This is a genomic window from Bradyrhizobium sp. (assembly GCF_052389815.1).
Lineage (GTDB): Bacteria > Pseudomonadota > Alphaproteobacteria > Rhizobiales > Xanthobacteraceae > Bradyrhizobium.
Genome location: NZ_JBQTHN010000250.1, coordinates 1 through 25,420, shown reverse-complemented (window position 1 = coordinate 25,420; position 25,420 = coordinate 1). Strand labels below are relative to the sequence as shown.

The following is a 25,420-nucleotide window of genomic DNA, read 5'->3' as shown; positions in this document are numbered from 1 at the left end:
GTTGACCGACGTCTCTGGGTTCTGCTTCCACCCTTGCACGATCATCTCAACTCACATCCCTCCCGCAATGCCGGGAGAAACTATTCGTCATGTCTGGCCTCTTGACTTGGGACATAAGAGGATGAGGCTTTCTCCACGGCGAAATCCTGGACCGTCATGGTGAGGAGCGCCGCGTGCGGCGCGTCTCGAACCATGCAGGCCGCGCTTCACCTCTCCCAAGAGAGAAGTGAATGGAGTCCGCCGAAGAGCTGGCCCACAAATGACAACGACCACGAAATGAGGCGCGCGTACATCCGGCGCAGCCGTTTCGTGGTCGTCTAGGCGCCGGAACTGCTTTCAAGCTCGACGTCGCCATTAGAAGCTAGATAGGAACGCCCGGTTCAATCCGCAAGGGGGCGGACGGACGCCTTTTTCGGCTAATTCGGCACTTCCTTGATCACCGGCCCGCGGGGTCCGGGCGCAGCGGGTGCCGGCGCCGTCTGCGCCGCCGGGGTAGCAGCGGGCTTGGCCGCCTTGCCGAACGGCCCGATCGGTCCATACGCAAACGCCACCACCAGAACGACGGCCGCAATGATGCCGCCCAGAATGCCCGCAATCGACTGAGAATCCATAACGCGAAAGTCCTTATCGCTGGTGGCGGATTGATATCACGGAAGCGCGCGGCAGAGGAATAGGCTCCGGCACGCGGCACGGGAATTGGCGGCAGGCGTCAACTGGTCAATCGCCGGCGATTTGACTAGGCTTTGCGCCGCCTTCGCTCCCCGCCCCCTTATGTCATCGCCCGCGAAGGCGGGCGATCCAGTAAACCGAGATGCCAGCAATTCACCGCATAAGCCCCGGCGTACTGGATGCCCCGCATGCGCGGGGCTTGACGGCTGAACGTGGGGCCAGCGCCCGCGCTCTCATCCGGAGTCTCCCGTGACCAAATCCCCGAAAAGCGCCGCGAAGAAGGATGCCAAGCGCGGCAATATCTATATCGGCGTCGGCGGCTGGACCTTCGAGCCGTGGCGCGGCGTGTTCTATCCGGAGAAACTCGCGCAGGCGAAGGAATTGTCCTACGCCGCCTCGAAGCTGACCTCGATCGAGATCAACGGCACCTACTACGGCTCGCAGAAGCCGGAGAGTTTTCGCAAATGGGCGAGCGAGGTTCCCGACGGCTTCGTATTCTCCGTGAAGGGCCCGCGCTTTGCCACCAACCGCCGCGTGCTCGCGGAAGCCGGCGACTCCATCAAGCGCTTCTACGATTCCGGCGTGCTGGAATTGCGCGACCGCCTCGGTCCCGTGCTCTGGCAATTCGCGCCGACGAAAAAGTTCGACGGCGCCGATTTCGGCAAGTTCCTCGAGCTGCTGCCGCGCAAGCTCGAAGGCCGTGCGCTCCGCCATGTCGTCGAGGTCCGCCACGACAGCTTTTGCGTGCCCGAATTCGTCGACTTGATCCGCCGGTTCGAGACGCCGGTGGTGTTCGCAGAGCACGGCAAATATCCGGCGATCGCCGATGTCGCCAGCGACTTCGTCTATGCCCGGCTACAAAAGGGCAATGACGAGATCGAGACCTGCTATCCGCCGAAACAGCTCGACGCCTGGGCCGGGCGCTTGCAGGCCTGGGCCGGCGGCAGCGAGCCGGATGACCTGCCCAAGGTCGACAAGACCACGCCGAAGAAGTTGCCGCGCGACGTCTTCGCCTACGTCATCCACGAAGGCAAGGTGAGCGCGCCCCACGGCGCGATGGAGCTGATCGAGCGGGTGAAGTGATCAGCACCTACCGACAAGTGGGTCCTCGCGGATGCATGGCAGAAGCCGGCGAAGCACTAGACAATCAGGAAATCACGATAGGTGAGCGCCAGATCGGGCGAGAGCTCGGCAAACTGGACTGCGGCCGCCGAGCCTGTTCCGTCCGGATCGTAGCTGAGCGCGCCGGTGCTGCTGTCGTAGATGATCCGGTCGGTCGAATCGTGTGCTGCCGCTCCGATGTAGAATGCCGAAGAGGACATCGTGCCGTTCCAGCTGAACTTCGTGAAGACGGCGTTGTCCAGCCGTATCGTGTCGTCCACGACCGAGAAGTCCGTGATCTGATCGATGTTCGAAGCGCCAAGAGTCGTATCGAAGACGAAGCTGTCTTGCCCCACGCCCCCCGTCAGGACATCGCGGCCGAGCCCGCCATACAGGTAATCGTTCCCGCTATCGCCGAGCAGCGTGTCGTCTCCAGTGCTGGCGAACAGGTAATCTCTCCCGGTGCCGCCCTCGAGCCGGTCATTGCCTTCCCGCCCGTAGAGGCGATCGTCGCCGCCGAGACCCAGAATCGTATCGGCGCCTGCCGTGCCGTTCAGCGTCTCGCTTGATGCCGTGCCGGCGATCACGTTCGACGAGGGCGGCGGCGGCTCCGCCGGCGGAGGCTGGGTGCCGCTCATGGCGGGATCGATCAGGTCGAGCTTGACGTTCTTACTGCCGACTGTCGTCTGCATGCTCGTAGTTTCAATGCCCGCCCCTGAGAACGTGACCGTGTAGGTCGCCGGCGGCAGCACGAGATCGTAGCCGCCTGAGCCGTATGTATTCGTGGTGTAGGTCGCGCCAGTGCTGCTCACCGCGGTCAGCGTCAGGCCGCCGAGCCCCTCGCCCACGTCATAGAATCGATCGCCATCCTTGTCGTCGAACGCGACACCAGTGAGGAACACGCCCGAGCCGGAACGCGCGAAATCCTCGGTGAGGAACGCCCCTTCGCGGCCGCCGTAATCACCCACCTCAAGGCCAAGTCCGACTTCTCGATAATTGTCATTGAGGATGTTGGTGCGATGACCGGACGAATTCATCAGGCTTGTGTGCAGCAGCAGCACCTCGTCCTGCAGCCCGGTGGGCGATCGCGTCGTTGCCCACGCGATGTTCTCACCCCAGGCCCACGATCCGGTGAACGAGTAGCCGGCAGCGGTCATGCGCTGACCCGCGCTTGAACCGCCCGAGCCCGTATGCGAGAACGTGTCTGTTCCGATCATCCACTGGCTGTGGCCTTCAGCGGCCTCATTGAGATCGCCGTCGAAGGCCAGCGGCTGCGCGCCAACCTTGGCGCGTTCGGCATTGATCAGTTCAAGCAAGTATTGCTCATACGCACTCGGCTGCGCCATAGACTGGGTCCTCGCAGTTGCACTGATGAACTTTTTGAAAGACCGTCCCCGATCGATCTGATCTCGTGGCTATTGGTCGAGTGTGATTTGTGCTTGACCCAATCGTGACCATTTTGAGCAATGGTCCGGCTATATGCACGGTAATGACGGTTGCTGTCGCCGGCCCTTCGTACAAGTGCAGCCGCCGCGCGCTGCGCCACGCAAGCTCGACGGCCGTGCGCTCCGCCATGTCGTCGAGGTCCGCCACGACAGTTTTTGCGTGCCGGAATTCGTCGACTGATCCGCCGGTTCGAGACGCCGGTGGTGTTCGCGGAGCACGGCAAGTATCCGGCGATCGCCGATGTCGCCAGCGACTTCGTCTATGCCCGGCTACAAAAGGGCAATGACGAGATCGAGACCTGCTATCCGCCGAAACAGCTCGACGCCTGGGCGGAGCGTTTCGAGGCATGGGCCGGTGGCGGCGAGCCCGACGACCTGCCGAAGGTCGACAAGGCCAGGCCGAAGAAGATGCCGCGCGACGTCTTCGCCTACGTCATCCACGAAGGCAAGGTGCGCGCGCCCCACGGCGCGATGGAGCTGATCGAGCGGGTGAAGGCATAGCGTTTTCAAGCGAAAGCCATCCCCGCACTTGATGCGGGGTGGGGACCGGTTCGTGTAAGGAAAACGCGTCAAAACAAAAACGCCGGGTCTCGTGCCCCGGACGCAGCGCAGCGCGAAGCGGTGCGCTGCTGAGCCGGGGCCCACACCTTCCTTGTGGCGAGATGGGTCCCGGCTCTGCGGAGCAGCACTTCGTGCTGCACCGCGTCCGGGACACCCGGACGCCGCGACGACGTCACCGCGCGCAATCGCCGACTTGCTCGCGGGGCGCATATGGTGGGCTCGGCGCAAGGGCGCCTTTGCCCACCCTACGAGTCTACCCTCGCAACGTCCCTTCCATCATCTGCACGCAATTGCCGCCGACATGCGTTGAGAGCACCGCGCCGTCCCTCTTGATCACGCGCGTCAGCAACAGGCTCGGCCGGCCCATGTCATAGCCCTGTCCGATGCGTAAGCGCACTTCGCCGTCGCGCACTGCGTCGAGATCGGCAAGGAAGGCCGCGGCGGCGGCTGTGGCGCTGCCGGTGGCTGGATCCTCGGACAGGCCGGCGGCGCCGGGATGGAACATGCGCGCCTGCAGGTCGAGGGGCTGCTCCGATGCCGGGACCTCGCGGGTGTAGAAATAGACCGCATCGGCGCCGACGGCAGGCAGCGTCCTCCAGAAAGCCGCCGCTTCCGGTTTCGCTCGCGCGAGCGCTTCGCGTGAGGCGACCTCCACGATCAGGAATGGCAAACCGACCGACGCGATCTGCGGCGGATGGCGATCCGTTGTGATGTCGGAGGCCGACAGCGACAGGATGGCCGCCGCTTCCCCGGCATCGACAATCGCCCCTTTTTTCAGCGGCTGGGGCGCCGCGAACTCCGAGCCGACCACCCTGCCCTGCGCCGTCAGAATCTCGACCGGCACCAGCCCTGCCTTCTCCTCGAACTGCAGCCGCGCCGGCGGCGTTGCCGCCCGGCTCGCCAGCACGAAGGCGGTGCCGACATTGGGATGCCCGGCGAACGGCAACTCCGAGCGCACCGTGAAGATGCGCACATTGGCGTCGTTGGCGCTATTGGCCGGCGGCAGCACGAAGGTCGTCTCCGAATAGTTGAACTCGGTGGCGATCGCCTGCATCTGTTCGGTCGACAGTCCCTCGGCATCGAGCACGACGGCGAGCGGATTGCCGCCGAAGGCGCGGTCGGTGAAGACGTCGACGGTGATGTAACGCCGCTGCATGCAAAACACTCCCTATCCCAACTGCCACACCGCCATCGGGCGGTCGTATCCGCGGATCGCCACCTCGCCGAGCGCCACTGCGTCCTTGCACGCATCGCCAAGCGCATCGCGTACCGCCTGCGAGATCAGGAACTGCGAGTTGAAGTCCTTGTTGAGCGCCTCGATGCGCGCCGCGAAATTCACGGTGTCGCCGATCACGGTGTATTCCTTGCGGCGCGGCGAGCCGATGCTGCCGGCGACGACCTCGCCGATATGCACGCCGATGCCGATGCGCAGCGGCCACTGGGTCGCCTTGTTGACGCGGTCGTTGGCTTCCAGCATCTCGCGGGCCGCCGCCACCGCGCGATGCGCGGGGTCCGGCGCCTCGAGCGGCGCACCGAACAGCGCGAGAAAGCCGTCGCCGAGGAACTTGTTCACGATGCCGCCGTGGCGGTCGAGAATATCCACCAATATCGCAAAGGCGCCGTCGAGGCGGTCCACCACCTCCTGCGGCGAGCGATCGCGCGCTCCGGCCGTGAAGCTGCGGAAATCCACGAACATCACCGCGACGCGCCGGATGTCGCTCTCGGCGCCCTTGCCTTCCAGCATCAGCCGCTCGACCACCTGCGGCGAGACGTGCTGGCCGAACAGGTTGGTGATGCGGTCGCGCGCGGTGGCGGCCTTGATGCTCGCCTCGAACTGCCGGCGCAGCTGCATGCCGACCGCTCCCGCCAGCAGGCCGCAGACCAGCAGGATCGTGCTGCGCGCGGAATTATAGAACAGGTCCGGCGGCGGATCGGGATGATAGAGCATCGCCATCGCGAGCAATTCGGCCGCGGCGACGAAGCCGGTGAAGGTCGACAGCCAGAAGTCCAGGCGCAACGTCGAGAGAATGATGAAGATGAAATAGGTCATCGGCACCACGAAGCCGAGCGCCTGCACCGAGCCCATGGCGTCCATGTGCAGCGCCAGCGCGATGGTCGGCATCGAGGTTTCGATCAGGGCGCCGAGGTAGCGGCGGAATTTCGGGACGTCGTGGTGGAGGTCGATATGCCGGCTGATGACGGCGTGGACCCACAGTTCGAACAGGATGAAGGGGACCAGGACCGAATAGAGATAAATGGGCTTGAGATGCCCCATCCACACCCTGCCCAGCGTGTCGGGCGCAATGAGATAGACGGTCCAGAGCAACGCCCCGAGGAACGCCGCGGTGCCCATCAGCGCCTTGATCCGAATCAGCTCGGTGCGCAGGATTTCCTGGGTGAGCGCAAAGTCGAAGTCGGAGGACGCCGCCTCGCGCTTCTTGCCTCCCCATGGCGTGAAAACAAGCATTGTTGCTTCTCTGGTCGAATTGCTCCGAACGAAACGCCGATTGCACCGGGCGTTTTCGCCTCAGTCCAGCGTGCGGCGGAAACGTGTAACCGCGATCGTCATCGCGAGCAACATCAGGGCAATCAGTGCAATCGCGTCGTACTGCACGTTCGCGACGGTGGCCCCCTTCAGCAGGATGGCGCGGACGATGCGGATGTAATGCGTCAGCGGCAGGCCCTCGCCGAGATATTGCGCCCAGACCGGCATGCCCGCGAACGGAAACATGAAGCCGGACAACAGAATGCTCGGCAGGAAGAACATCATCGAGAGCTGCATCGCCTGCAGCTGGTTCTGCACGATGGTGGAGAAGGTGTAACCGATCGAGAGGTTGGTGGTGATGAACAGCGTCGTCAGCACCGCGAGCATCGCCACGCTGCCGAGAATCGGCACGCCGAACAGCAGCACGCCGATGCCGATGATCAGGGTGGCCTGGATGAAACCCACCAGCACATAGGGAATGATCTTGCCGAACATCACCTCGACCGGCTTGATCGGCATCGACAGCAGGCTCTCCATGGTGCCGCGCTCGATCTCGCGCGTCACCGACAGCGCGGTGAAGATCAGCATGGTCATGGTCAGGATGGTGCCGACCAGGCCCGGCACGATGTTGAGCCGCGAGGAAGCCGCGGGGTTATAGCGGGCATGCGCCCTGATCTCGAACGGCATGTTCGGGGGATCGCCGGTATGCAAATCGTGCTGCAGCGCGGTCTGCACCAGGCTACCGAGCGTGCCGAGCGCCGAGCCCGCGGCGACGGGGTCGGTTGCATCGGCCGCCACCAGCAGCGCCGGCCTGTCGCCGCGCCGCACCGCGCGCTCGAAACCGCGGGGGATTTCGACGCCGAACAGCACCTTGCCGGATTGCAGCAGCTCGTCGAACTCCTCGACGGTGTGCACCTCGCGGGTGAAGCGGAAATAGGCGGTGTTCTCCATCGCCTTGAGGATCGAGCGGCCGAGGTCGGAATCCTCCTGCAGCAGCACTGCGCTCGGCAGATTGCGCGGCGTGGTGTTGATGGCATAGCCGAACAGAAGCAGCTGCATCACCGGGATCATCACGATCATCGCGAACGAGACGCGGTCGCGGCGGAGCTGGATGAACTCCTTCAGCAGCATGGCATAGCTGCGCCGCCAGAAACCGAAGATGTCCCTGACCTCGCGGGGTTGTCCGGATGATGCAACGATGCTCATTGGAAATTGTCCTTGGAGCGGTTCATCAGGTCGATGAAGACGTCTTCCAGCGACGGCTCGCTCTTCTGCCAGTGCCATTTGGCCTGCTCGCGATACGGCGCGATGCTGGCTTCCAGCGCCGCCTGGTCGCGGCCGGAGACGTGCAGCGAGGTGCCGAACGGGGCGACCATGTCGATGCCGGGCTTGCCGGTGAGCTCGGCGGCAAGGCCGTTGAGGTCGCCGGTGACGTTCCAGGTCGAGAGCGCCGAATGCGCGATCACCTCCTCGACGGTGCCGTGCGCCAGCAAATTGCCGTAGGCGATATAGGCGATCTCGTGACAGCGCTCGGCCTCGTCCATGTAATGGGTGGAGACCAGCACGGTCAGGCCCTCGGCGGCGAGCGCGTGGATCTCGTTCCAGAAATCGCGCCGCGCCTTGGGATCGACGCCGGCGGTCGGCTCGTCGAGCAGCAGCAATTGCGGGCTCGGCAGCGTGCAGGCGCCGAGCGCAAGGCGCTGCTTCCAGCCGCCGGAGAGCTCGCCCGCGAGCTGCTCCTCGCGGCCGGAAAGGCCGAGGCGGTCGATCATGTCGCGCGCTGCGCCGCGCGCGTCGGGAATGCCGTAGAGCCGCCCCACGAATTCGAGGTTCTCGCGCACCGAGAGGTCCTGGTAGAGCGAGAAGCGTTGCGTCATGTAGCCGACGCGCAGCTTGATCTTGTCGGCGTCGCGGCGGATGTCGTAGCCGAGGCAGGTGCCGGTGCCGCTGTCGGGCGTCAACAGGCCGCAGAGCATGCGGATGGTCGTGGTCTTGCCCGAGCCGTTGGGGCCGAGGAAGCCGTAGATCGAGCCGCGGCGGACCTGCATCGACAGGTCCTGCACGACAGTGCGGCCGCCGAACGATTTCGTCAGCCCCTTCACATCGATGGCAATGTCGGGGGCGGATGGTGAGACGCTGTTCATCGTTTGGCCGCAACTGGCGTGGGAGCGTTGAGATAGACGCTGACCGGCTGCCCGACGCGCAGCGCATCGGGCCGCGCGGGCCGCGCCTGGATCAGGTAGACGAGCTTGTGGCGCTCATCGAGGCTGTAGATCACCGGCGGGGTGTATTCCGCCGTGGTGGCGATGAAGTAGATCCTGGCCGTGAGGTCGGCCGCGCAATTGTCGCAGGTCACCTTCACCTCGTCGCCGATGGCGAGCTTCGGCAGCTCGGTCTCCGGCACGAAGAAGCGGATCTTCATGTTGCCCGGCGGCATAATCGACAGCACCGGCCGTTGCGCCGCGACCATCTCGCCCTCGCGGAAATAGATCTGCTGGATGGTGCCGGCCACCGGTGCAAAGCCCTTGCGCCGGGCCAGCCGCGTTTCCGACGTGTTCACCCGCGCCTCCGCCACACGCAGCGCGGAGACCGCGGAATCGAGGCTCGCCTGTGTGCCCGAGCCGGTCCGGCTGAGGGACGAAGCGCGGTCATAGGTCTGCTGCGCGTTGGCGAGCGTCGCCTTGTTCTGGTTGAGGTCGGCCTGCTGCAGATCGTCGTCGACCGAGTAGATCATCTGGCCGACCTTCACCTCGTCGCCCTCGCGGACGGTGAGCTTGGTCACGCGGCCGCTTTCGTCTGGGCTGACGAAGATCATGTCGGCCTCGACCCAGCCCTGGAAGCCGGGATCGCGCTTGTCGTTGCAGCCGGCGAGAACCGCCGCCAGCGCCAGCGCAGCGAAAAGCCTTGTCGTCGTCAGCGACGAAGTCATGTCGTCCTCCGTTCGCCGAAGATCAGATCGAGATGAGTGCGAAACATCTCGATCGCATCGAGCGGCGCATGCTTTGCGAACAGGCTCTGCCAGATCACGGCGATCAGCGCCGGGGCCACCACGATTTGCGGATACTTCGCGAGGCCCTTGTTCTTGATCTCGCCGCGCGCAATGCCGAGCTCGATCATCGCCCGCATGCCGGCGAGGCCCTTGGAGACCACCTCGCGGTAATAGAAATCGGTGATCGCCGGGAAGCGCGGCCCTTCGGCCACGATCAACCTCACGAGATCGGCGCGCCGCGTGGTCGCGACTTCCTTGATGAAGGTGAGCGCAAAGGCCTCGAGCGCGTCGCGCACCGACGCGCCTGCCGGGGGCGGGCCGAGCACGCGGCCGACCACCGGCACGATCGCGGTGCGGATCAATTCCTCGAACATGGATTCCTTGTCCTTGAAGTGCAGGTAGATCGTGCCCTTGGCGACGCCCGCGCGCCTGGCAATGTCGTCGAGCCGCGTGGCGGCGAAGCCGCGCGAGATGAATTCCTCCATCGCGGCCTCGATGATCGCCTGCCGCCGCTCAGCCGCGCGCTCGGCGCGGTTCAGCTTGATGAGCGGCAGCTCCGCCGAGACCACCTTGGGGTCGCTGGCGCGGGCCGCCCTGCTCGCGACGCGGCGGCGGGCGGGTTTGGAGCGGGCTTGGGCTTTGGTACGTGCTTTGATCATGGAGAATATAATATGACTGACTGGTCAGTCATAGTCAACGAAGCAGCGTCAGTTCAGGTGTCACATCGATGTGAGCGGTGTTTAGGTAAGGGTAGATTGTCGGCGCGCCTGGCCTACCGGTGCTCGGCCTTGCCTTCAGCGAGCGAAAGCCGCCCAGCCGCGCCATGCGGTCGCGCCAGGCGCGTCGGCCGGCTAGCCGTGAAACTTCAATCCATCGACGATCTTGTCGATCACCTTGCGCTCGGCGCGCATGGCGATGCCGACGAGGTTGAGATCGGCGCGGGCAACTGCCCTCACCGCCTCGCGGTTGGCGGCGTCATGCGTGGTCCTGAACATGTCCTCGGTATAGACCGCGGACGTCACATTGCGCGCCAGCGCGCGCTCCAATGCCCGCGACAGCGCCCGACCGTCCGCGCCGTAGATCAGGATCGGCTGGCCGATCAGCGAGAGATATTTCGTGCCCGAGCCATCTTCGTAAGGCTCGCCGACACATTCGGGGAATCTCGCAGCGATACCGCTGGTCAGGAAAGACGCGACATTGAGCTTCTGCCACGCTTCCAGATCGGTCCGGATTACCACCGCGATCTTGGTGTCGAACTGCATGGAAGAGAGCTTAGCCAGGACGGCGGCCGGTCGTCATCCCCTGGCGTCACAGGCCCAGGCGCGGATCACGCATTCCTTGCCGCCGAACTCGTAGCACTTGCGGGTGGCGGCATTGAGCGAGGAGGAAATTTTTGGCTTCACGGCGTAGCCGTGCGCGCCGCAGGGATTTTTCAGGTCGATCGCCAGCGCCGCGCACGCGCGCTTCATGGTGACGGCGGTGCACCGGCCCTTGCATTGCTTCAGCGCCGCGGTGCGCGCCGCATCCTCGCCCGGATAGTCATAGGCCTGGCCATAGGCGCCGCATTTGCCGACGGCGATGGCACCGGCGGCCCAGGATTCGGTGATGAAGCGCGAGGCGACCAGCAGCAAGGTCAGCGCCAGAATGAGAAGCGCGCGCCGCTGAGCCCTCGCCGTCGAAACGATCAAAATCCCCTCCCCCGAGGCAATACGGGGGCGAATCTAAGGCGGGGACGTTTCCAGTTGGTGAACGGAAAGTTGAAAGGAGACGGTCGTAGCGGGTTAGACGCGCCGCGCGGCTTCCAGGCCTTGCGGCGTATCGATGTCGAGGAAAGCGCTGTCGCCCTCCACCGGGACTTCGGTCACCGCCTCGGCATGCTTGGCAATGAGATGCCGCGCACCGATATCGCCGTCGAGCGTCATCAATTCCTTGAAGAAGCGGCGCGACCACAGCACGGGATTGCCGCGCCGCCCCTCGGCGACCGGCACGGTGATGAGATGGCCGCGGTCGGGCTCGAACGCATCGATCAGCCGGTCGATCAGCTGCGCATCGATCAGCGGCATGTCACCGAGACAGACGATCGCGCCGTCGGCCTTCTCGGATGCGGCCGCGATGCCGGCCTTCACCGAGCTTGCGAGCCCGCCGGCGAAGTCGGGATTGCGAACGAATCTCACGTTCAGCCCGGCGAGCGCCTGCTCGACCAATTCGGCCTGATGGCCGGTGACGACGATGACTTCCGCCGCCTTCGAGGCCAGCGCCTGCTCGGCCACGATCCGCACCAGCTTCCTGCCGTTGAGCTCGGCAAGCAGCTTGTTCGGCCCGCCCATCCGGGTCGAACGGCCGGCGGCGAGCACGATCGCCGAGACGTTCCGGCTCCCCTCGGTGTCGGGGACGCTGCGCGGCTGCCCGCGCGTGACGATTTCCATCAACAGGCCACCGACGCCCATGCCGGTGAGGTCGGCGCGCGTCACCTTGAGGCCGGCAAGCAGCCGCATCAGCACCCAGTCGAAGCCATTTTCGACCGGCGAGCGCGCGCAGCCTGGCGCGCCCAGCACCGGCACCCCACCGGCGCTGCCGATCAAGAGGAGATTGCCGGGATCGACCGGCATGCCGAAATGCTCGATGGCGCCGCCGATGTCGGTGATCGCCGCCGGAATGACGTCGCGGCGGTCGGCGATCGCGGAAGCACCGAATACGATGACGAGCTCGGCGCCGAGGCCAAGCAATTCCTTGATCGACGCGGCGAGCACGGTCTCGTCGTGCGGCACGCGGCGCTCGGCAATGATCGAAGCACCGGCCGGCGCCAGCCGCTCGGCCGTGACGCGCAGCGTCTTGTCGATCACTTTCGGCGCGAGCCCCGGCAGCTGGGTCGAGACCACGCCGACCTTCCTGATGACATAGGGCGCGACGCGCAGCGTATCCTTGCCCGCCACCGCCATGGCCGCATCGCGCAGCTTCCCTTCCACGCCGAACGGAATCAATTTCACCGTCGCGATCATCTCGCCTTCGACGACGGGCTTGAAGGCCGGCAGGGTCGCAAGCGTGATCGCCTCATCGACGCCATTGATGCGGTCCACCGCGGCACGATCGATCACCAGCACGCCCGCGCGCGCGGCGAACAGATTGGATCGTCCGGTAAAGGCGCGCTCGACATTGACGCCGTCGCCCGCCACAGCCCGCGCGATGCCGGCGGCGGCAACGTCTTCGGAGACGTCGCCCGGCTCCAAACGGACGACGACGATCTCCTTGACGCCGGCCTTCTCGAGCGCCGCGACTTCCGCAGTGCCAATCGTCGTGCCCTTCTTCAGCACCAGCGCGCCTTGTCGCAGCGTGTGCACGGTCACGCCACCGATCGCGTCTTTCGGACTGGCAGGGCCGAACTTCATGCCGCCTGTTCTTTTTCCTTGGGCGGCAGGCGCAGCTGCGCCGTGATCTCGGCCATGATGGAGACCGCGATCTCCGACGGCGACACCGCGCCGATGTCCAGCCCGATCGGCGCGTGGACACGGGCGATGTCGGCTTCGGAAGCGCCCTGCGCCCGCAGCCGCTCCGCCCGCTTGGCATGCGTTTTCCGCGAGCCGAGCGCGCCAATATAGAAGCAGTCCTTCGCGAACGCATGCAGCAGCGCCGGATCGTCAATCTTCGGATCGTGCGTCACCGCAACGAACGCGGTGTAGTGATCGACGTTGAGCGGCGGCAACGCCACGTCGGGCCACTCGGCGATCAGCGGGACGTCGGGGAATCGCTCGGGGCTGGCGAAGGCCGTACGCGGATCGACGATGGTGACGTCGTAGTCCAGCGCGCGCGCCAGCGGCGCCAGCGCCTGGCTGATATGGACCGCGCCGACGATAACAAGCTTGGCGGTCGGCGCGTAGACATTGAGGAACAGCTTCTTGCCGGCGACCTCGACATTGCCGCTCTTGCCCATGCGCAGCTGCTTGGACAGTTCGGCGCGCAAGGGATCGGCAGCGATGTCCCTGGCCTTGACCAGCCGCTGCTCGCCGCTGGTTGTATCCGTGACCACGATCACCGGACGGCGCGCGGCGCGTTCGGCGTTCAATTCCTTCAGGATCTCGATCTTCACGGCTATCCAACCTTTTCGACAAAGACGCGGATCGTGCCGCCGCAGGACAGTCCGACGTTCCATGCTGTCTCGTCGGCGACGCCGAATTCCAGCATCTTGGGCTTGCCGCTGGCGATCACGTCCAGCGCCTCGGTGACGACGGCGCCCTCGACGCAGCCGCCGGAAACCGAGCCCAGGAACGTACCGTCGTCGTTGATGACCAGGCTCGAGCCGGCCGGACGCGGCGCCGAGCCCCAGGTCTCGACGACGGTGGCGAGCGCAACGCCATGGCCGGCCTTCTGCCAGTCCTCTGCGGCTTTGAGGATGTCCTCGTCGCGGTTGAGCATGACAACACCTCGTTCAGGCTACGGAGCGGATCAGGCTGCGATGGTGCGGCGGCGGCGGCGCCGACAGCGCCTCGACCAGCCCTTCGATCGAACTCAAGCTATGCACCGGGCGGAATTCGTCAACGTGCGGCAGCATCATTTTGATGCCCTGCGCCTTGGCCTCGAATCCGCCAAAGCGCAGCAGCGGGTTGAGCCAGATCAGCCGGCGGCAGGAGCGGTGCAGCCGGTCCATCTCGAAGGCCAGCTTGTCGTCGGCCTCGCGCTCCAGCCCGTCGGAAATCAGCAGCACGATGGCGCCCTGCCCCAGCACGCGGCGCGCCCACAGCTTGTTGAAGGTATGGAGCGAGGTGGCGATCCGGGTGCCGCCCGCCCAGTCCTCCACGGCCTGCGAACAACTCGCCAGCGCCTCGTCGGGGTCCTTGGCACGCAGCGCCCGCGTCACGTTGGTGAGGCGCGTGCCGAACAGGAATACCGAAACGCGCTTGCGGGCGTCGGTGATGGCATGGAGGAAATGCAGGAACAGGCGGGTGTACTCGCTCATCGATCCCGAAATATCGAGCAGCGCCACGATGGGCGCGGGCTTCTCGATCCGACCGAGCTTGCGGATGTCGATGATCTCGCCTGACGTGCGCAGGCTGCGACGGATGGTGCGGCGCATGTCGATGCGAAGTCCGCGCGGATCAGGCTGGTGACGGCGGGTCACGAGTTCGGCCTGCGGCAGCTTCATCCTGGCGATTGCGCGGACCACTTGCGCGATCTCGGCCGCGCTCATCTGGGCAAAGTCTTTCTTCTGCAGGATTTCCCTGTCGGAGACCGAGAGCCGCAATTCCTGCTCCTGCGCCTGCGGCATCTCCTCGCGCATCGCCGGCTGCGCCATCGCCTCCTGCACGCGACGCGCGGCCGGCGGCGGCTTCTTCTTGGCGTGATCCGGCAGCGGCACGGAATCCAGCATGTGCTTCCATTCGTCGGCGGCGCGGAAGAACAGCTCGAAGGCCTGCCTGAAGATCAGCACATGCTCGTGGCGCTTGACGAAGATGGCTTCCAACGTGGTGTAGACGTCGGCGCGGTTGCCGATCTCGATCGCCTGCAGCGCGTTCATGGCGTCGATGATGGAGCCCGGGCCAACCGGCAGACCGGCGGCGCGTAACGCGCGGGCGAAGCCGACGACGTTGTCGGCCATGTTGCCGGTGGGCGGATTGAGGTGGTCGATCGAGCTCGGCATCTCTGTCCCGTTGTCATTCCGGGATGGTCCGAAGGACCAGACCCGGAATCTCGAGATTCTCAGGGGCGCAATTGCGCCCCATAGTTCGACGCTGTCGCGTCACCCCGGAATGACAGCAAGTCAATTCTCGCTGGTCGCTTCCTTCAAAACCTTCTGCAGGCCATCGCCCTGCATGCGCGCGATATCGTCCTGGTATTTCAACAGCGCGCCGAGGGTGTCGCCCACCACCTGCGGGGTCAGCGAGCGGGCGTCGAGCTCCGTGAGCGCGGTGGCCCAGTCGATGGTCTCGGCGACGCCCGGCGACTTGTAGAAATCCTGGTCGCGCAGCGCCTGGACGAAACGCACCACCTGCTGCGAGAGCTTTGCCGAGATGCCGGGCACACGGCTCTTGACGATCGCAAGCTCGCGCTCGGCAGAGGGATAGTCGACCCAGTGATAGAGACAGCGGCGCTTCAGCGCATCGTGAATCTCGCGGGTGCGGTTGGAGGTGATGATGACGATCGGCGGATGCGGCGCCTTCACCGTGCCGAATTCGGGGATGGTGACCTGGAAGTCGGAGAGGATTTCGAGCAGATACGCCTCGAACGCCTCGTCGGCGCGGTCGAGCTCGTCGATCAGGAGCACCGGCGCGCCCGCCACATCCGGCTCCAGCGCCTGCAACAGAGCCCGCTTGATCAGATAGCGCTCGGCAAAGATGTCCGACGACAATTGCTCGCGGTCGGTCTCGCCGGCGGCTTCCGACAGCCGGATCGCGATCATCTGCGCGGCGCTGTTCCACTCGTAGACCGCGGAGGAGACGTCGAGGCCCTCGTAGCATTGCAGGCGGATCAGGTTGCGGCCGAGAGCTGCGGCCAGCACCTTTGCGATCTCGGTCTTGCCGACGCCAGCCTCGCCTTCCAGGAACAGCGGCCGGCCCATGCGCAGCGACAGATAGGCCACCGTCGCCAGCGACCGCTCGGCGAAGTAGCCGCGCGATGTCAGGAGCTCCAGCATCGCATCGACGGATTTGGGGGGCGCCGATGCACTCATGGGACCGCCAATCTCAGAACACGAAACGTTGTCGTCACTCGCGGTCGGTCGCCGCCTGCACCGCGCGGCGTGTCAGCACGCCGATCAGGTGGGCGCGATACTCCGCGCTGCCGTGCAGGTCGCTGTTCAGGCCCTCGGCGGATACCGTAAGCCCGTCGAGCACCTTGTGCGAGAAGCGCTTCTTCAAGGCTTCCTCGAACGCGGTCAGGCGGAACACGCCGTTGGAGCCCGCGCCGGTTACAGCGACGCGCACGTCCGCCGGCCGCTTGGCCGCGAACACACCGACCAGCGCATAGCGCGAAGCCTGGTTGCGGAATTTGACGTAGGCCGCCTTTTTCGCCAGCGGGAACATCACCCTGGTGATGATCTCGTCCGGCTCGAGCGCGGTGGTGAACAGGCCCTGGAAGAACTCCTCGGCCTTCAGGCGGCGCTTGTTGGTGACGATGGTGGCATCTAGCGCCATTACGGCGGCCGGATAGTCCGCGGTCGGATCGTTATTGGCGAGCGAGCCACCGATGGTGCCCTTGTGGCGAACGGCGGGGTCACCGATCATGCCGGCAAGCTCGGCGAGCGCCGGAATCGCCTCGCGCACGGTCGCGGAGGCGGCGACATCGGCATGCGTCGCGGTCGCGCCGATCACCAGCGAACGGCCCTTCATCTCGATCGCGTCGAGACCCTCGACGTGGGAGATGTCCACCAGATGCGGCGGGCTTGCGAGCCGCTGCTTCATGACGGGCACCAGCGTGTGGCCGCCGGCGATGACCTTTGCGTCCTCGTTCTTGGCCAAAAGGTTTGCGGCCTGTCGAACGGTTGCCGGACGATGATATTTGAATTCGTACATGAGGATTTCCCGATCGCGGTCGCGATGAAAAGTTTAGGCGCGGTCCGATTTCGCCATCGCCTTGGCGCCGGCGGCGATCGACACGACGATGTTCTGGTAGCCGGTGCAGCGGCAGAGATTGCCTTCCAGCTCCTCGCGAATGACTTCATCCGAGAGGTCGTGGCCCTTGCGGTGGACGATGTCCACGGCGGTCATGATCATGCCGGGCGTGCAGAAGCCGCACTGCAGGCCGTGATGCTCGCGGAAGGCTTCCTGCATCGGGTGCAACGGCGCACCGTCCGGCGCCAGCCCCTCGATGGTCTTCACCTCGTGGCCGTCGGCCATCACCGCAAGCGTGGTGCAGGACTTCACCGCCTTGCCGTCGAGATGCACGACGCAGGCACCGCACTGCGAGGTGTCGCAGCCGACATGGGTGCCGGTCAGGCGCAGATTCTCGCGCAGGAACTGGACCAGCAGCGTGCGGGGGTCGACATTGGCGTTGACGGGATTGCCGTTCACGATGAGGGAGATTTTGGCCATCAGTACTCTCTGGTCTGTCTTGCCGCAGCGCGGCAAAACAGACGGTTTAGGGCATTTCGGGGCGGATAATATGGGTCAGTCCGGCAATGGGCAACCTTTCGAGCCACCCGTCTGGGACATGGCTTGATATGACTTTGGTAGTCGTCAGGCGGGGCTAACCCTGCACCGCCTTGGCGAAATTGGCGAAGAATTCGTCGGCCAGTTTCTTGGCCGCGCCGTTGATCAGGCGCTGGCCGAGCTGCGCCAGCTTGCCGCCGATCTGGGCCTCGACGTTGTAGCTGAGCAGCGTGCCGCCATCCTTGTCCGCCAGCGCCACGGTGGCGCCGCCCTTGGCAAAGCCGGCTACGCCGCCCTCGCCTTCGCCCGAGATCTTGTAGCCGTTCGGCGGGTCGAGATCGCTCAAGGTGACCTTGCCCTTGAAGCGCGCCGAGACAGGGCCGACCTTCATCTTGGCGATGGCGCGGAAGCCGTGCTCGTCGGTCTTCTCCAGCTCCTCGCAGCCGGGAATGCAGGCCTTCAACACTTCGGGATCGTTGAGCTTGTCCCACACAGCCTGGCGGGTCGCCGGAAGCTGGACTTCGCCGGTCATTGTCATCGCCATGGGGGCCTCCTGGATCACCGTCACCGTTCCCCCAAGTAGAGCACGGGCGCGCCAAAGAAAAGACCCTGCTGGCGCGAGGGCGCTCTCAGCAAACTCGCAAGTGCAATAAAGCCCGGTGATTCCTTGTGGACGGCTGGCCGCGAGCCGGGATGGCGCGGTATGCGAGGATGGCGCATGCTTGCGCCGAATCTTTCGCCGTCATAGCCCCCGGCACGACGCGCGCCGCGCACGACGAGGAATACCGCCATGCCCATGATCGACGCCGACGGCTGTCTGCTCAACGTCTCCGTGGAAGGCCGCGACGGCGGACCGACCCTGATGCTGTCGAACTCGCTGGGCTGTACCCTGCAGATGTGGGAGCCGCAGATGAAGGCGCTCACCCAGGTGTTCCGCGTGGTTCGCTACGATCGCCGCGGCCACGGCAAGTCGCAGGTGCCGGATGGTCCCTACTCCATGCAGCGGTTCGGCAAGGACGTGCTGGCCATCCTCGACGATCTCAACATCGAGAAAGTGCACTGGTGCGGGCTGTCGATGGGCGGCATGGTCGGCCAGTGGCTCGGCGCGAACGCGCCGGAGCGAATGGGCAAGATCGTCCTCGCCAACACCACCTGCCACTTTCCCGATCCCACCAACTGGCACAACCGCATCAAGGCAGTGACCGAAGGCGGGCTTGCCGCCATTGCCGACACCGTCATCGCCGGCTGGCTGACCGCCGATTTTCGCGAGCGCGTGCCGCAGGCGGCAGCGAACCTGAAGGCGATGCTGCTGGCGACGCCGGTCAAGGGCTATCTCGCCTGCTGCGAGGCGCTGAGCACGCTGGACCAGCGCGAGCTGCTGCCGAACATCAAAAGCCCGACGCTCGTCATCGCCGGACGCTATGACATGGGCACGACGGTGGCGGCCGGCGAATTCATGCGCAGCCGCATTCCCGGGGCCAGCATGACGATTCTGGACGCCGCGCACATCTCGAACGTCGAGCAGCCGCACGCCTTCACCGATGCGGTGGTCGGTTTCCTGACACAGCGCTGATTCTTCCGTCATTGCGCGCGAAGCAATCCACCTGCCCCGAGGGGATAGATGGATTGCTCGCCGCTTAGCTCCCAGCAATGACGGGGAGCTCCCCTGTTATCGATGATCCGCAAATTGAGGATGCTGAAGGGCATCGCTCGCCGCTGCCGTCTTCTGCGCCGGCCGATCGAATACCAGCACGATCGCCGTGCCGAGCATAAGCAGCAATTCCGTCGCGTGCAGCCGCAGCGCACCGGTCTCGCCAACCTGCGAAGCCATCACCATGCAGGCAAAACTGATCAGGCTGCCGATCGCAAGCGCGATGCCCAACGCCTCATCGCAGGCGCCGTTCTTGCGCGTGGACGGCCAGCACAGCAAGGCGAGGAACACCACGAAGAAGGCGAGCGCCGCAAAGCGGCCGAGGGCCAGCAGCCAGGCAACGCGCACGAGATTCGTGCCGGCCATATTGAGGTGGTCGCTGACGAACAATGCGGCCGAGATGTTCGGCTGCTCGTAGAGCGCATGTACCGGCGCGAACATGATGTTGTAGGAAATCGCGCCCCACACCGGGATGAAATAAGCCGCAAGCAGCGCGCCGTTGATCGAGCCGATCCGCCAGTTTGACATGTCGCTTCCCGTTGTCTCCGCCTGCGCCAGGACAGGTGCGGCGGTTTGGGAAGGACGTAACGCCCTTAAACTGCGAGCGGCAATTTAAACCCTTTGTTTACCTTAATCCCGCCCGGCGGTGCGGTCGGGCCGAAGGTCAAGAGAAAGCCCCGCCTTGCGGCGGGGCTTCACCTGAACGTCAATCCGCAACTAGCGGTCCTGGTCGGGCATTTGCCTCTGACGGCCCGGGTCCTGCTGTTGCTGGCCGGGCTTCTGGCCGCCGCCTTGCTGCTGTTGGCCGGGCTTCTGACCCGGGTTCTGGTTCTGCTGGCCAGGGTTCTGGTTCGGATTGGTCATGCCGGTTCTCCCTCGTTTGACCTTGACGCGGAGGCAACGGGGATCCGGCGATGTCGGTTGCGGCACGCGGATGGGTTCCCTCCGGTCATTCCGCGGCAGCGCTCTGGCGGGATCATGACCGGGGAACCGCAATCCCGAAACTACCTCTGTACAAGCCCTTAAGCCGCAGGGGCTGCTGTTGCCGCCCCCGGTTCCCGCTGTTAGAAAACTCCGGGACGCGTCGTTCAAAGGCTGCCGGGGGCCCTTGCCGCGTCGCTTCTCCGTAGCGTTTTCAAGCGAAGTGGGGACCGGTTCGCGTGAAGAAAACGCGTCAACAAAGCGGAGCCTTTCCGATCCTGATCGGATAGGCCCAAGCGGCAGCGCATGGATTATTTCGCCCAGCAACTCATCAACGGCCTCGTCCTCGGCTCGATCTACGGCCTGATCGCCATCGGCTACACCATGGTCTATGGCATCGTCGGCATGATCAATTTCGCCCATGGCGACATCTTCATGATCGGCGGCTTCATCGCCCTCATCACATTCCTGCTGCTGGTCTCGTTCGGGCTGACCGCCGTGCCGCTCATCTTGCTGATCGTGCTCCTGGTCGCGATGGCGATGACGGCGCTGTACGGCTGGACGGTGGAGCGCATCGCCTACCGGCCGCTGCGGCATTCGTTCCGCCTGGCGCCGATGCTTTCGGCCATCGGCATGTCCTTCATCCTCACCAATTTCTCGCAGGTGGCGCAGGGCGCGCGGGTGAAACCGGTGCCGCCGATCATCACCGGCGGCTATACGCTGCATGAAGGCGCCAGCGGCTTCAACGTGCAGCTCTCCAACATCCAGATCATCGTCGTCGCCGCCACCGTGGTGCTGCTCGCGCTGTTCACCTGGATCGTGTCGCGGACACGGCTCGGACGCGACATGCGCGCCTGCGAGCAGGACCAGACCATGGCAGCGCTACTCGGCGTCGACGTCGACCGCACCATCTCCTTTACGTTCGTGGTCGGCGCGGCGCTCGCCGCCGTCGCCGGCATGATGTACCTGCTCTATTACGGCCTGGTCGACTTCTTCATGGGCTTCGTCGCAGGCATCAAGGCCTTCACCGCCGCGGTGCTCGGCGGCATCGGCTCGCTGCCCGGCGCCATGCTCGGCGGACTCCTGATCGGGTTGATCGAGACCTTCTGGTCGGCCTATTTCTCCGTCGAATACAAGGACGTCGCAGCGTTCTCGATTCTCATCGTGGTCCTGATCTTCCTTCCGACCGGCCTGCTCGGCCGGCCCGAAGTCGAAAAAGTCTGACGGATCGGCCGCGTGAGCGCACCGCTGCCCGCCCCCAAGCCTGCCGCACGCACTTCCGGGGGCGCGTTCATCCTCAAGAAAGCCGTGCTCAGCGCGCTGGTGGCGCTGGTGCTGTTCTCGCTGATGATCGGCGTGCGCACCGAGGCGGGGCCGGAAGGACTCCTGGTCTACTGGACGCGCTTCGGCGATCTTGCCGCCATCGTCGCCGCCGTGTTCGGCGGCAGCATCGTCATCGAATTGATGCGGCAATGGATCGGCCCGGCCGGCGCCGACAGGCTCGTTCCAGGGTGGCTGAAGACCCTGACGGACTTTGTCGGAGGCTGGCTGGGGCCGGCGCTGCTCGTCTTCGCCTTCCTCGTCCCGGTCATCTTTTACGACCAGCGCTATATTCTCGACCTCGCCATTCTCGTTCTCACCTATGTGATGCTCGGGTGGGGCCTGAACGTGGTGGTCGGCCTCGCCGGCCTGCTCGATCTCGGCTACGTCGCCTTCTATGCGGTCGGCGCCTATTCCTACGCGCTGCTGGCGACCAATTTCGGCCTGTCGTTCTGGATCTGCCTGCCGCTGGCGGGAATCCTCGCCGCGTTCTGGGGCGTGCTGCTCGGCTTCCCCGTGCTGCGTCTGCGCGGCGACTATCTCGCCATCGTCACGCTCGCCTTCGGCGAGATCATCCGCCTCGTCCTGATCAACTGGCAGAGCCTGACCGGCGGGCCGAATGGCGTGACCGGCATTCCGCGGCCGACCTTCTTCGGCATTCCCCTGACGCCCGGCGATGACGGGTTCGCCGCCATGCTCGGCATCGAGTTCTCCCCGACCCACCGCGTCGTATTCCTGTTCTACCTGATCCTGGCGCTGGCGCTGCTGACCAACTGGGTGACCATCCGCCTGCGCCGGCTGCCGATCGGTCGCGCCTGGGAGGCGCTGCGCGAGGATGAAGTCGCCTGCCGCGCGCTGGGCATCAACATCACCACGACGAAGCTCTCCGCGTTTGCCATCGGCGCGATGTTCGGCGGCTTTGCCGGCGCGTTCTTCGCGACACGACAGGGCTTCATCAGCCCGGAATCCTTCACCTTCCATGAATCGGCACTGGTGCTCGCCATCGTCGTGCTCGGCGGCATGGGCTCGCAGCTCGGCGTCGTGCTGGCGGCGGTTGCCATGATCGGCGGCTTCGAGCTGTTCCGCGGGCTCGACCAGTACCGCATGCTGGTGTTCGGCTTTGCCATGGTGCTCCTGATGATCTGGCGGCCGCGCGGCCTCGTCGGCCATCGCGCGCCGACCGTGTTTCTGGAAAAGAACCAGGCGATCTCCTCCGACCTCGTCAAGGAGGGACACGGATGAGCGAGAAGATCCTTGCCGTCGATCGCCTGTCGATGCGCTTCGGCGGCATCGTCGCCGTCAACGAGCTGTCGTTCACCGCCGAACGGCGCAAGATCACTGCGCTGATCGGGCCGAACGGGGCCGGCAAGACCACCGTGTTCAACTGCATCACCGGCTTCTACAAGCCGACCTCGGGCGCCATCCGCCTCACCCATGACGACGGCGCGGGGTTTGCGCTGGAGCGGCTGAACGATTTCCGCATCTCCAAGCAGGCCAAGGTCGCCCGCACCTTCCAGAACATCCGCCTGTTTCCCGGCATGACGGCGCTGGAGAACCTGATGGTCGCCCAGCACAACACGTTGATGCGCGCCTCGGGCCTCACCTTCCTCGGCCTGATCGGCGCGCCGACCTGGCGCGAAGCGGAAGCGCGCGCGATCGATCTTGCGACGGTCTGGCTGAAGCGCGTGGGGCTCATCGATCGCGCCGACGATGCCGCGGGCAACCTGCCCTATGGCGACCAGCGCCGGCTCGAGATCGCGCGCGCGATGTGCACGGAACCTGCCCTGCTGTGCCTCGACGAGCCTGCCGCGGGCCTGAACGCCCGCGAGAGCGGCGCGCTGAGCGAGCTGCTGCTGTCGATCCGCGGCGAGCACGGGACCTCGATCCTCCTGATCGAGCACGACATGTCGGTCGTGATGGAGATTTCCGACCACGTCGTGGTGATGGACTACGGCGTCAAGATCGCCGAGGGCACGCCGCAGCACGTGCGCGACGACCCCAAGGTGATCGCCGCCTATCTCGGCGCCGACGAGCAGGAAGCCATCGCCGTGATGGAGAGCGACCGGTGAGTGCGGCCCATGCCACGCCTCTCCTCGCCGTCCGCGGGCTGCGCGCCGCCTATGGCAAGATCGAGGCGCTCAAGGGCGTCGATATCGAGATCAATCCGGGCGAGATCGTCGCCCTGATCGGAGCCAACGGCGCCGGCAAGTCGACGCTGATGATGACGATCTTCGGGCGGCCTCGCGCCAAGGAGGGCCGCATTGAATATGACGGCCACGACATCACCCACGTGCCCACCCACGAGATCGCGCGCCTGCGCATCGCGCAGTCGCCGGAGGGCCGCCGCATCTTCCCGCGCATGAGCGTGGCGGAAAACCTGCAGATGGGCGCCGATGCCACCGACTGCAGCGAAGCCGACCGTGCGGCGGGTCTGGAACGCGTCTTCGCCCTGTTCCCGCGCCTGAAGGAGCGCATGACCCAGCGCGGCGGAACACTGTCGGGCGGCGAGCAACAGATGCTGGCGATCGGGCGCGCCTTGATGAGCCGGCCGCGCCTTCTGATGCTGGATGAGCCCTCGCTGGGGCTGGCGCCGCTGATTGCCCGGCAGATTTTCGACGCCATCCGGGACCTGAACCGGCAGGACGGCCTGACCGTGCTGATCGTCGAGCAGAACGCCAACCACGCCTTGAAACTCGCCCATCGCGGCTATGTCATGGTCAACGGCCTGATCACGCTGTCGGGTACCGGCGGCGAGTTGCTGCAGCGCCCGGAAATCCGCGCCGCCTATCTGGAAGGCGGCCGGCGGGGCTAGCCCCATGCGGCAAGATGAGGCGAAGGGATGGTGCTTTTGCCTGAAAATTGCCGATGACTTCCCGGCAAAATCAGCCGACAATACCCCCGATCTACCGACCCGGCGGAACGTCGGGTCTTACAAAAGTAGCGATCACCGCGAGGACCTTCCATGAAATCACTGAAACTGATCGGCCTGGCATTGGGCGCGTCGCTGGCGCTGTCGACAAGCGCGTTGGCCCAGGACATCAACATCGCCGTTGCAGGCCCGATGACGGGCGGCGAATCCGCGTTCGGCCGGCAGATGAAGAACGGCGCCGAAATGGCGGTGTCCGACATCAATGCCGCCGGCGGCGTGCTCGGCAAGAAGCTGGCGCTGCAGGTCGGCGACGATGCCTGCGATCCCAAGCAGGCGCGCTCGGTCGCCGAGAAGTTCGCCGGCTCCAAGATTCCCTTCGTCGCCGGACACTTCTGCTCATCGTCGTCGATCCCGGCCTCCGAAGCCTATGCCGAAGGCAACGTGCTGCAGATCACGCCCGCCTCGACCAACCCCGTGTTCACCGAGCGCAAGCTCTGGAACGTGGCGCGCGTCTGCGGCCGTGACGACCAGCAGGGCCTCGTCGCCGCCGGCTACATCGCCAAGAATTTCAAGGGCAAGAACGTCGCCATCCTCAATGACAAGACCACCTACGGCAAGGGCCTTGCGGACGAGACCAAGAAGGCGCTCAACAAGGCCGGCGTCACGGAGAAGATGTTCGAATCCTACAACAAGGGCGACAAGGACTTTAACTCGATCGTGTCGCGCCTGAAGCGCGACAACATCGATCTGGTGTTCGTCGGCGGCTACCACCAGGAAGCCGGGCTGATCCTGCGCCAGATGCGCGACCAGGGTCTGAAGGCCGTGCTGATGGCCGGCGACGCCTTGAACGACAAGGAGTTCGCCTCCATCGCCGGGCCCGCCGCGGAAGGCACCCTGTTCACCTTCGGCCCCGATCCGCGCAACAAGCCGACTGCAAAGGCGATCGTCGAGAAGTTCAAGGCCAAGGGCATCGATCCCGAAGGCTACACGCTCTACACCTACGCCGCCATGCAGGTCTGGACACAAGCGGCAGCCAAGGCGAAGACCACCGACCCGAAGAAGGTCATGGAGATCATCAAGGCCGGCGAGTGGGACACCGTGCTCGGCAAGCTAGGCTTCGACGCCAAGGGCGACATCAAGGTGATCGACTACGTCGTCTACAAGTGGGACGCCAAGGGTAACTACACCGAGATCAACCCCAAGGGCTCCTGATCCCTTCAGCTTCAACCGACACGTTCAACGCCCCGGCGTCGCCCGGGGCGTTTTTTGTTTCGGGTTGCGGGTAAATTTTCAGTTGTTTTGACAATTTTGGGGACAATTATTGTACCGCC

The 25,420-nt window shown here is 65.0% G+C and carries 27 protein-coding genes and 1 pseudogene; 8 read left to right on the top strand and 20 right to left on the bottom strand.

Annotation, left to right across the window (positions count from 1 at the left end):
• Positions 1–416: 416 nt before the first annotated feature.
• Complete coding sequence (locus ACT4OC_RS31830) at positions 417–611, bottom strand: hypothetical protein (RefSeq protein ID WP_444843033.1); 195 nt, start codon at positions 609–611, stop codon at positions 417–419.
• 307 nt (positions 612–918) lie between these two features.
• Here ACT4OC_RS31830 and ACT4OC_RS31825 point away from each other — a divergent pair, with 307 nt between their 5' ends.
• Positions 919–1,752 carry a DUF72 domain-containing protein gene (locus tag ACT4OC_RS31825; protein WP_444843032.1) on the top strand — a complete coding sequence of 278 codons (834 nt, stop codon included), beginning with the start codon at positions 919–921 and terminating at the stop codon, positions 1,750–1,752.
• Positions 1,753–1,808: 56 nt separating this feature from the next.
• Here the strand turns inward: ACT4OC_RS31825 and ACT4OC_RS31820 are convergent, their stop codons facing one another.
• The gene (locus ACT4OC_RS31820; protein WP_444843031.1) at positions 1,809–3,086 is read right to left on the bottom strand and encodes a CAP domain-containing protein; all 1,278 of its coding nucleotides are present in this window, start codon (positions 3,084–3,086) and stop codon (positions 1,809–1,811) included.
• Between the two features lie 226 nt (positions 3,087–3,312).
• On the opposite strand from ACT4OC_RS31820, the pseudogene ACT4OC_RS31815 reads away from it, so the two are divergent.
• Positions 3,313–3,716, top strand: a pseudogene (locus tag ACT4OC_RS31815) (DUF72 domain-containing protein); the annotation flags it as partial.
• A gap of 313 nt (positions 3,717–4,029) precedes the next feature.
• Here the strand turns inward: ACT4OC_RS31815 and ACT4OC_RS31810 are convergent.
• The 16 genes from ACT4OC_RS31810 to ACT4OC_RS31735 all read right to left on the bottom strand — a co-directional run bounded on the left by ACT4OC_RS31810 (position 4,030) and on the right by ACT4OC_RS31735 (position 17,872).
• The gene (locus tag ACT4OC_RS31810) at positions 4,030–4,932 is read right to left on the bottom strand and encodes a PhzF family phenazine biosynthesis protein (protein WP_444843030.1); all 903 of its coding nucleotides are present in this window, start codon (positions 4,930–4,932) and stop codon (positions 4,030–4,032) included.
• A 12-nt stretch (positions 4,933–4,944) separates the two neighbouring features.
• Complete coding sequence (locus ACT4OC_RS31805; protein ID WP_444843029.1) at positions 4,945–6,243, bottom strand: adenylate/guanylate cyclase domain-containing protein; 1,299 nt, start codon at positions 6,241–6,243, stop codon at positions 4,945–4,947.
• Positions 6,244–6,303: 60 nt separating this feature from the next.
• Complete coding sequence (locus ACT4OC_RS31800; RefSeq protein ID WP_444843028.1) at positions 6,304–7,467, bottom strand: ABC transporter permease; 1,164 nt, start codon at positions 7,465–7,467, stop codon at positions 6,304–6,306.
• Positions 7,464–8,405: an ABC transporter ATP-binding protein gene (locus ACT4OC_RS31795; RefSeq protein WP_444843027.1), complete on the bottom strand. Its 942-nt coding sequence runs from the start codon at positions 8,403–8,405 to the stop codon at positions 7,464–7,466. Before ACT4OC_RS31795 ends, ACT4OC_RS31800 begins: the two co-directional genes overlap by 4 nt.
• Positions 8,402–9,190 carry an HlyD family secretion protein gene (locus ACT4OC_RS31790; RefSeq protein WP_444843026.1) on the bottom strand — a complete coding sequence of 263 codons (789 nt, stop codon included), beginning with the start codon at positions 9,188–9,190 and terminating at the stop codon, positions 8,402–8,404. The genes ACT4OC_RS31795 and ACT4OC_RS31790 overlap by 4 nt, the downstream gene beginning before the upstream one ends.
• The gene (locus ACT4OC_RS31785) at positions 9,187–9,909 is read right to left on the bottom strand and encodes a TetR/AcrR family transcriptional regulator (protein WP_444843025.1); all 723 of its coding nucleotides are present in this window, start codon (positions 9,907–9,909) and stop codon (positions 9,187–9,189) included. The genes ACT4OC_RS31790 and ACT4OC_RS31785 overlap by 4 nt, the downstream gene beginning before the upstream one ends.
• Before the next feature lie 192 nt (positions 9,910–10,101).
• Positions 10,102–10,512, bottom strand: a complete 411-nt coding sequence (locus tag ACT4OC_RS31780) for a DUF2000 family protein (protein ID WP_444843024.1) — start codon at positions 10,510–10,512, stop codon at positions 10,102–10,104.
• 33 nt (positions 10,513–10,545) lie between these two features.
• A complete protein-coding gene (locus tag ACT4OC_RS31775; protein ID WP_444843035.1) occupies positions 10,546–10,896 on the bottom strand; it encodes a DUF4189 domain-containing protein in 351 nt (116 codons plus the stop codon).
• Positions 10,897–11,031: 135 nt separating this feature from the next.
• Positions 11,032–12,636 carry an NTP transferase domain-containing protein gene (locus tag ACT4OC_RS31770; protein ID WP_444843023.1) on the bottom strand — a complete coding sequence of 535 codons (1,605 nt, stop codon included), beginning with the start codon at positions 12,634–12,636 and terminating at the stop codon, positions 11,032–11,034.
• A complete protein-coding gene (locus ACT4OC_RS31765; protein ID WP_444843022.1) occupies positions 12,633–13,334 on the bottom strand; it encodes an XdhC family protein in 702 nt (233 codons plus the stop codon). Before ACT4OC_RS31765 ends, ACT4OC_RS31770 begins: the two co-directional genes overlap by 4 nt.
• Before the next feature lie 2 nt (positions 13,335–13,336).
• Positions 13,337–13,660 (bottom strand): XdhC family protein, encoded by a 324-nt coding sequence (locus ACT4OC_RS31760; RefSeq protein ID WP_291617602.1) that lies wholly within the window; start codon positions 13,658–13,660, stop codon positions 13,337–13,339.
• Between the two features lie 13 nt (positions 13,661–13,673).
• The gene (locus ACT4OC_RS31755; RefSeq protein ID WP_444843021.1) at positions 13,674–14,882 is read right to left on the bottom strand and encodes a vWA domain-containing protein; all 1,209 of its coding nucleotides are present in this window, start codon (positions 14,880–14,882) and stop codon (positions 13,674–13,676) included.
• A gap of 120 nt (positions 14,883–15,002) precedes the next feature.
• Complete coding sequence (locus ACT4OC_RS31750; protein WP_444843020.1) at positions 15,003–15,911, bottom strand: AAA family ATPase; 909 nt, start codon at positions 15,909–15,911, stop codon at positions 15,003–15,005.
• Between the two features lie 34 nt (positions 15,912–15,945).
• Entirely contained in the window at positions 15,946–16,752 is an 807-nt protein-coding gene (locus ACT4OC_RS31745; protein WP_444843019.1) for an FAD binding domain-containing protein, read from the bottom strand.
• Positions 16,753–16,785: 33 nt separating this feature from the next.
• Positions 16,786–17,271 (bottom strand): (2Fe-2S)-binding protein, encoded by a 486-nt coding sequence (locus ACT4OC_RS31740; RefSeq protein WP_444843018.1) that lies wholly within the window; start codon positions 17,269–17,271, stop codon positions 16,786–16,788.
• Between the two features lie 154 nt (positions 17,272–17,425).
• Entirely contained in the window at positions 17,426–17,872 is a 447-nt protein-coding gene (locus ACT4OC_RS31735) for an SRPBCC family protein (RefSeq protein WP_444843017.1), read from the bottom strand.
• 246 nt (positions 17,873–18,118) lie between these two features.
• Between ACT4OC_RS31735 and pcaD the strand changes: the two genes are divergently transcribed.
• A complete protein-coding gene (gene pcaD, locus ACT4OC_RS31730; RefSeq protein ID WP_444843016.1) occupies positions 18,119–18,901 on the top strand; it encodes a 3-oxoadipate enol-lactonase in 783 nt (260 codons plus the stop codon).
• A 96-nt stretch (positions 18,902–18,997) separates the two neighbouring features.
• Here the strand turns inward: pcaD and ACT4OC_RS31725 are convergent, their stop codons facing one another.
• Positions 18,998–19,507, bottom strand: coding sequence for a hypothetical protein (locus ACT4OC_RS31725; protein ID WP_444843015.1), 510 nt, complete (start codon positions 19,505–19,507; stop codon positions 18,998–19,000).
• Positions 19,508–19,696: 189 nt separating this feature from the next.
• Positions 19,697–19,843, bottom strand: a complete 147-nt coding sequence (locus ACT4OC_RS31720; RefSeq protein WP_444843014.1) for a hypothetical protein — start codon at positions 19,841–19,843, stop codon at positions 19,697–19,699.
• A gap of 363 nt (positions 19,844–20,206) precedes the next feature.
• Here ACT4OC_RS31720 and ACT4OC_RS31715 point away from each other — a divergent pair, with 363 nt between their 5' ends.
• From ACT4OC_RS31715 to ACT4OC_RS31695, 5 genes are all read left to right on the top strand, one after another.
• Positions 20,207–21,124, top strand: a complete 918-nt coding sequence (locus tag ACT4OC_RS31715; RefSeq protein WP_444843013.1) for an ABC transporter permease subunit — start codon at positions 20,207–20,209, stop codon at positions 21,122–21,124.
• Positions 21,125–21,148: 24 nt separating this feature from the next.
• Complete coding sequence (gene livM / locus ACT4OC_RS31710) at positions 21,149–22,462, top strand: high-affinity branched-chain amino acid ABC transporter permease LivM (RefSeq protein ID WP_444843034.1); 1,314 nt, start codon at positions 21,149–21,151, stop codon at positions 22,460–22,462.
• Positions 22,459–23,289, top strand: a complete 831-nt coding sequence (locus tag ACT4OC_RS31705) for an ABC transporter ATP-binding protein (protein ID WP_444843012.1) — start codon at positions 22,459–22,461, stop codon at positions 23,287–23,289. The genes livM and ACT4OC_RS31705 overlap by 4 nt, the downstream gene beginning before the upstream one ends.
• Positions 23,286–24,032, top strand: a complete 747-nt coding sequence (locus ACT4OC_RS31700) for an ABC transporter ATP-binding protein (RefSeq protein WP_444843011.1) — start codon at positions 23,286–23,288, stop codon at positions 24,030–24,032. The genes ACT4OC_RS31705 and ACT4OC_RS31700 overlap by 4 nt, the downstream gene beginning before the upstream one ends.
• A gap of 150 nt (positions 24,033–24,182) precedes the next feature.
• Complete coding sequence (locus ACT4OC_RS31695; protein WP_444843010.1) at positions 24,183–25,301, top strand: branched-chain amino acid ABC transporter substrate-binding protein; 1,119 nt, start codon at positions 24,183–24,185, stop codon at positions 25,299–25,301.
• Positions 25,302–25,420: the final 119 nt, after the last annotated feature.

Excerpts from the sequence above, each read along its gene's own strand:
- ACT4OC_RS31770 (WP_444843023.1), bottom strand. The coding sequence starts at position 12,636 with ATGAAGTTCGGCCCTGCCAGTCCGAAAGACGCGATCGGTGGCGTGACC.
- ACT4OC_RS31795 (WP_444843027.1), bottom strand. The coding sequence starts at position 8,405 with ATGAACAGCGTCTCACCATCCGCCCCCGACATTGCCATCGATGTGAAG.
- ACT4OC_RS31780 (WP_444843024.1), bottom strand. The coding sequence starts at position 10,512 with ATGCAGTTCGACACCAAGATCGCGGTGGTAATCCGGACCGATCTGGAA.
- ACT4OC_RS31705 (WP_444843012.1), top strand. The coding sequence starts at position 22,459 with ATGAGCGAGAAGATCCTTGCCGTCGATCGCCTGTCGATGCGCTTCGGC.
- ACT4OC_RS31785 (WP_444843025.1), bottom strand. The coding sequence starts at position 9,909 with ATGATCAAAGCACGTACCAAAGCCCAAGCCCGCTCCAAACCCGCCCGC.
- ACT4OC_RS31715 (WP_444843013.1), top strand. The coding sequence starts at position 20,207 with ATGGATTATTTCGCCCAGCAACTCATCAACGGCCTCGTCCTCGGCTCG.
- ACT4OC_RS31745 (WP_444843019.1), bottom strand. The coding sequence starts at position 16,752 with ATGTACGAATTCAAATATCATCGTCCGGCAACCGTTCGACAGGCCGCA.
- ACT4OC_RS31750 (WP_444843020.1), bottom strand. The coding sequence starts at position 15,911 with ATGAGTGCATCGGCGCCCCCCAAATCCGTCGATGCGATGCTGGAGCTC.
- ACT4OC_RS31760 (WP_291617602.1), bottom strand. The coding sequence starts at position 13,660 with ATGCTCAACCGCGACGAGGACATCCTCAAAGCCGCAGAGGACTGGCAG.
- ACT4OC_RS31800 (WP_444843028.1), bottom strand. The coding sequence starts at position 7,467 with ATGAGCATCGTTGCATCATCCGGACAACCCCGCGAGGTCAGGGACATC.
- ACT4OC_RS31810 (WP_444843030.1), bottom strand. The coding sequence starts at position 4,932 with ATGCAGCGGCGTTACATCACCGTCGACGTCTTCACCGACCGCGCCTTC.
- ACT4OC_RS31725 (WP_444843015.1), bottom strand. The coding sequence starts at position 19,507 with ATGTCAAACTGGCGGATCGGCTCGATCAACGGCGCGCTGCTTGCGGCT.
- pcaD (WP_444843016.1), top strand. The coding sequence starts at position 18,119 with ATGCCCATGATCGACGCCGACGGCTGTCTGCTCAACGTCTCCGTGGAA.
- ACT4OC_RS31740 (WP_444843018.1), bottom strand. The coding sequence starts at position 17,271 with ATGGCCAAAATCTCCCTCATCGTGAACGGCAATCCCGTCAACGCCAAT.
- ACT4OC_RS31735 (WP_444843017.1), bottom strand. The coding sequence starts at position 17,872 with ATGGCGATGACAATGACCGGCGAAGTCCAGCTTCCGGCGACCCGCCAG.
- ACT4OC_RS31790 (WP_444843026.1), bottom strand. The coding sequence starts at position 9,190 with ATGACTTCGTCGCTGACGACGACAAGGCTTTTCGCTGCGCTGGCGCTG.
- ACT4OC_RS31695 (WP_444843010.1), top strand. The coding sequence starts at position 24,183 with ATGAAATCACTGAAACTGATCGGCCTGGCATTGGGCGCGTCGCTGGCG.
- ACT4OC_RS31755 (WP_444843021.1), bottom strand. The coding sequence starts at position 14,882 with ATGCCGAGCTCGATCGACCACCTCAATCCGCCCACCGGCAACATGGCC.
- ACT4OC_RS31830 (WP_444843033.1), bottom strand. The coding sequence starts at position 611 with ATGGATTCTCAGTCGATTGCGGGCATTCTGGGCGGCATCATTGCGGCC.
- ACT4OC_RS31720 (WP_444843014.1), bottom strand. The coding sequence starts at position 19,843 with ATGACCAATCCGAACCAGAACCCTGGCCAGCAGAACCAGAACCCGGGT.
- ACT4OC_RS31805 (WP_444843029.1), bottom strand. The coding sequence starts at position 6,243 with ATGCTTGTTTTCACGCCATGGGGAGGCAAGAAGCGCGAGGCGGCGTCC.